Below are 5086 nucleotides of genomic sequence, written 5' to 3' on the forward strand. Positions count from 1 at the left end.
GTTTCGGATCGTCGATCAGACCGACGGCCCGCGTCGGGATGCCGACGGCCTTGCGCACCGCTTCGGCCAGATGCACCTGGTAGCCGGGCCCGGACGGCAGCTTCTGCAACGGCGAATTGCCGCCGCTCGAGCAGCAGAGATAGGCGACGCCGGCTTCCTTCAGCGCTTTTGCCACTTCGATCGCATCCTCGACGTCGAAGCCGCCATCGACCCATTCCTTGATCGACAGCCGCGCGCCTAGCATCAGCCTGGGCACCGCCTTCTTCACCGCCTTGGCGATCTCGACGGCGAAACGCATGCGGTTTTCCAGCGAGCCGCCCCAGCGGTCGGTGCGCCGATTGGAGAGCGGCGACAGGAACTGGAAGATCAGATAGCCATGCGCGGCATGCAGCTCGATGAAGTCGAAGCCGGCGCGCTCGGCCCGCCGTGCCGCTTCGGCGAAGCGTTCGATGATTTGCAGGATCTCGTCGTCCTCCAGCGCCCGCGGCACCTGCCAGCCGCTGTCGTAGGCGATCGCCGAGGCCGACACGATCGGCCACGGGTCCTGATCGGCGTGCAGCGGGCCGCCGCCCTCCCAGGGTTTGCGGTTGGAGGCCTTGCGGCCGGCATGGGCAAGCTGCGTGCCGAATTTCGTGCCCGGCGCGGCGACCCGCTTGGCTGCATCCAGGGTGCGTCGCGCCGCCGCCTCGTTGTCTTCGGAATAGAGGCCGAGGCAGCCATGCGAGATGCGGCCGCGCCGTTCGACCTCGGTCATCTCGACGGTGACCATGCCGGCGCCCGACATTGCCAGGTTCATCCAGTGATAGAGGTGCCAATCGCTGGCCGAGCCGTCCTCGGCCGAATATTGGCACATCGGCGCGACCGCGATGCGGTTGGGGAAGGTGAGGCCGTCGAGGGTGATCGGCTGGAAAAGCGATGAGGTCATAAAAAACTCCGGGAAGGGTTGCCGCTATTTATGCAGCCGATTGCAGATGCGCCAGACACGAGAGGGTGAACCGGTGCTCTGGACCAATGGCTGGCCGGATTGCACGGAGCGCCGTTCGCGGCTACGCCTTGCCGCGGCAGCAGGGAGTCCACCATGGAAGATCGCATTCGCATCCGCTCTGAGGAAGTCCTTTCCGACGAATGGGCGGTTTTGAAAAAGACCGTCTTCGACTACCGCCGGCGCGACGGCAAATGGGAAACGCACACCCGTCAGACCTACGATCGCGGCGACGGCGCGGTGATCCTGCCTTTCGATCCCGACCGCTCGACAGTGCTTCTGGTGCGGCAGTTCCGCTACCCTGCCTATGTCACCGGCCACAAGGAGCCGCTGATCGAGGCCTGCGCCGGCCTGCTCGACGAAGACGATCCCGAAACCTGCATCCGCAAGGAGGCCGAGGAGGAACTCGGCTACCGGCTGAAGGACGTGCAGCGGCTGTTTTCACCCTATATGAGCCCCGGCAGCGTCACCGAGCGGCTCTGGTTCTTCGTCGCCCGCTATTCGCCCGCCGACCGCATTTCCGACGGCGGCGGCGCCCACGACGAAGGCGAGGACATCGAGGTTTTGGAAATGCCTCTCGACGAGGCACTGGCCGGCATCCACGACGGTCGGATTATCGACGCCAAGACCATCATCCTGATCCAGCACCTGAAGCTGAACCCGATCGGAAGGTGAGGGCGGGCTGGACCGGGTCGAGCGCCCTGGTCTCCAGTTGCGAAGGGTATCAAACGAGACAGATCTGGTGCGGACGACGGGAATCGAACCCGTACGATCAGAGATCGAGGGATTTTAAGTCCCTTGCGTCTACCAATTCCGCCACGTCCGCAGGCCAGCCCTTTTCAGCCGCCAGCCAAAGGCCGTCAAGCCGTCTTCTGCCGTCGACAAATCTGGCACTGGAAGCTAGCGAGGGCCGATCACCTACAGTGATACAAACAAAATCGTTTCACCTGGAAATGTTTTTTAGCGGCAACTTCCGCGGCTACCGCGAATGCGTGTCCCCCGTTCGCAGGATGCGTTCGGGCGCTCTGCCCTGATAGACTCCAATTGGCAAGTGGATCGGCGCGCCGGTACTCGACGCCGTCCTCTACAAACACTGGGAGATTGTCATGCTCAAGCTTGCCTCTGCCCTGGCACTGCTGCTTGTTGGGACGGCGCCTCTGTTTGCCGATGACATGCCGATGAACGCCAAAGACATCAAATGGGGTCCTGCTCCTGCTGTCATTCCCGCTGGCGCGGAAATGGCTGTTGTCGCTGGAGATCCCTCAAAGGACGGCGCCTTTGTGCTGCGGTTGAAGACACCAGCCGGCTACAAAATTGCCGCACATAATCATCCCACCACGGAATACGTAACGGTGCTTTCCGGCAATTTCCATATTGGAATGGGCGATAAGCTCGACGAGGCGAAAGGTGTCGAACTGACTGCTGGCGGCTTCGGCGTCGCGCCGGCCGGAATGAATCACTTCGCCTGGACGACAAGCGATACGATCATCCAGGTTCAGGGCGAGGGGCCATTCAAGATCACCTACGTCAACCCGGCAGACGATCCGAGCAAGAAGTGACAGTTCGGGATCGAATTGATTGAACCGGCTGAAGGCTCGAACGATGGAGTGCGTCAAACTCCGCGACCGTCGATTCAGAAGGATCCTCTAACGAGACGAAAGCTGATTGGCCGCAACGGAATCGTATTCCACTTGGGCCATTTTGCCGTGAATGGCGCCGAAACAAAAAACCCACCTCGGAAGGCGGGTCTTTGGAGCCAATTGGCACCATACCCAAATTAATAGCATAGCTGCCGGCACAAAGCAAGAACAAAGTTGCTGCGGCCGGCACAAAAGCATAAATGCCTTTGTCCTGCCTTCCCGGCGTTGGCGATCGGCGAAAGCCGTGGTGGCATCGATCTCCCTCCTTGAGGGGGAGATGGCCGGCAGGCCAGAGGGGGTCGTCTCGCGTCGAGCGCCGGCCTGTTTTGTTCGCGGTAACGGTTCGCGTCAGGACGTCCCGACCCCCTCTGTCGCCTTCGGCGACATCTCCCCCTCAAGGAGGGAGATCGGCAGTTTCGCCGTCGGCGCTTACTTCCTCGCTGGTCAAAATCCTCGCGGCTTGGCACAGTCGGGCAAAGAGGAGCTTGTCCATGCCGAAGACCGCCAATGCGACGAAACCAAAACCCTGGGCCGAGATGGCGACGCATCTGGTCGATGTTGCCATGGGCCGCAAACCCGCCGATCTCGTCATCCGCAACGGGCGCTGGGTCAACGTTCATTCGGGCGAGATCATCGCCGGCACAGACATCGCCATTGCCGGCGGCCGTTTTGCCTATTGCGGGCCGAACGCCGGCCATGCCATCGGCCAGGGCACCAAGGTGGTCGATGCCGGCGGCCGCTATCTGGTGCCGGGGCTTTGCGACGCGCATATGCATGTCGAGAGCGGCATGGTGACGGTGACGGAATTCTGCCGCGCGGTGATCCCGCATGGCACCACCTCGATGTTCATCGATCCGCATGAGATCGCCAACGTGCTCGGCCTGCCGGGCGTGCGGCTGATGCATGACGAGGCGGTCGCCATGCCGGTCAACGTGCTCGTGCAGATGCCGTCCTGCGTGCCCTCCGCCCCGGGGCTCGAGCATGCCGGCGCCGAGCTGACCGTCGCCGATGTTGCCGAGGCGATGACCTGGGAGAACATTATCGGGCTCGGCGAGGTGATGAATTTTCCCGGCGTCGCCGCCAATGATCCGGTGATGTCGGGCGAGATCGCGGCGACGGTCAGGGCCGGCAAGACCGTTGGCGGGCACTATGCCTCGCGCGATCTCGGCCTGCCGTTCCATGGCTATGTCGCCGGCGGCCCGGAGGACGACCACGAAGGCACACGCGCCGAGGACGCCATCGCCCGCGTCCGCCAGGGCATGAAGGCGATGCTGCGGTTGGGCTCGGCCTGGTACGACGTGGCCTCGCAGATCAAGGCGGTGACCGAGGGCGGCCTCGACCCGCGCAACTTCATCCTGTGCACCGACGACAGCCATTCCGGCACGCTGGTGCATGAAGGCCATATGGACCGGGTCGTGCGCCACGCCATCAGCCAGGGCTTGAAGCCGGTGACGGCGATCCAGATGGCGACGCTCAACACCGCCCAGCATTTCAAGCTGGAGCGCGAGATCGGCTCGATCGCGCCGGGACGGCTGGCCGACCTGCTGATCGTCTCCGACCTGGCCGAAATGACCATCGACGAGGTCTATGGCCGCGGCGTCAGGCTGGCCAAGGGCGGCAAGCTCGAGATCGACATTCCGGCCTATGATTATCCGAAGACGGCGAAGAACACCGTCAAGCTCGGCAAGAAACTCAAGGCCGGCGATTTCGACATCGCCGCACCCATGGGCGCCAACGAGGTGCGGGTGCGCGTCATCGGCGTCATCGAGAACCAGGCGCCGACGCGGGCGCTGGAGGCCGATCTTGCGGTCGAGGACGGGCTGGTCGCCATGGACCGCCGCAACGATGTCTGCCAGATCGCGCTGGTCGAGCGCCACAAGGGCACCGGCGGCGTCACCAACGCCTTCGTCTCCGGCTTCGGCTATATGAGCGACTGCGCCATGGCCTCCAGCGTGGCGCATGATGCCCACCACATCATCGTCGTCGGCACCAACAAGCAGGACATGGCCCTGGCCGTGAACCGGCTGGGTGAGGTCGGCGGCGGCGTCGTGCTGTTCTCCAAGGGTAAGGAGCTGGCGCTGGTCGAAATGCGCATCGCCGGACTGATGTCGGATGAGCGGGCGGAAATCGTCGCCGCAAAGGCGGACAAACTCAGCGACGCCATGCGCCAGATGGGCTGCTCGCTCAACAACGCCTACATGCAGCACTCGCTGCTGGCGCTGGTCGTCATCCCTGAGCTCAGAATTTCGGACGTCGGCCTGATCGACGTGACGACCTTCCAGAAGGTCGATTTGTTCGTTTGAAGAATCTTTGAACGCTGGAGGGACAGCGCCCCCCTCTGTCCTGCCGGACATCTCCCCCCTCAAGGGGGGGAGATTGGCAGTTTCGTCGACAGCGCATTGTTGTCAAAGTTGGAGATTGACGAAAGCCGAAAGTGGGGGCCGATCTCCCCACTAGAGGGGGA

The 5086-nt window shown here is 63.1% G+C and carries 3 protein-coding genes, 1 tRNA gene and 1 pseudogene; 3 read left to right on the plus strand and 2 right to left on the minus strand.

The window, feature by feature from the left end; all coding sequences use genetic code 11:
* Nucleotides 1–925: pseudogene (locus tag E5W70_RS11350) on the minus strand (NADH:flavin oxidoreductase/NADH oxidase); the annotation flags it as partial.
* A gap of 153 nt (nt 926–1078) precedes the next feature.
* Here E5W70_RS11350 and E5W70_RS11355 point away from each other — a divergent pair.
* Nucleotides 1079–1657, plus strand: a complete 579-nt coding sequence (locus E5W70_RS11355; protein ID WP_023674774.1) for an NUDIX domain-containing protein — start codon at nt 1079–1081, stop codon at nt 1655–1657.
* A 65-nt stretch (nt 1658–1722) separates the two neighbouring features.
* On the opposite strand, the gene E5W70_RS11360 is transcribed toward E5W70_RS11355, so the two are convergent.
* Nucleotides 1723–1808 (minus strand) — tRNA-Leu (locus E5W70_RS11360).
* Between the two features lie 280 nt (nt 1809–2088).
* Between E5W70_RS11360 and E5W70_RS11365 the strand changes: the two genes are divergently transcribed.
* Both E5W70_RS11365 and ade read left to right on the plus strand, forming a co-directional pair.
* Nucleotides 2089–2541 carry a cupin domain-containing protein gene (locus E5W70_RS11365; protein ID WP_292657762.1) on the plus strand — a complete coding sequence of 151 codons (453 nt, stop codon included), beginning with the start codon at nt 2089–2091 and terminating at the stop codon, nt 2539–2541.
* 572 nt (nt 2542–3113) lie between these two features.
* A complete protein-coding gene (gene ade, locus E5W70_RS11370; protein ID WP_292657764.1) occupies nt 3114–4925 on the plus strand; it encodes an adenine deaminase in 1812 nt (603 codons plus the stop codon).
* Nucleotides 4926–5086: the final 161 nt, after the last annotated feature.

Source organism: Mesorhizobium sp., assembly GCF_005063415.1.
Lineage (GTDB): Bacteria > Pseudomonadota > Alphaproteobacteria > Rhizobiales > Rhizobiaceae > Mesorhizobium.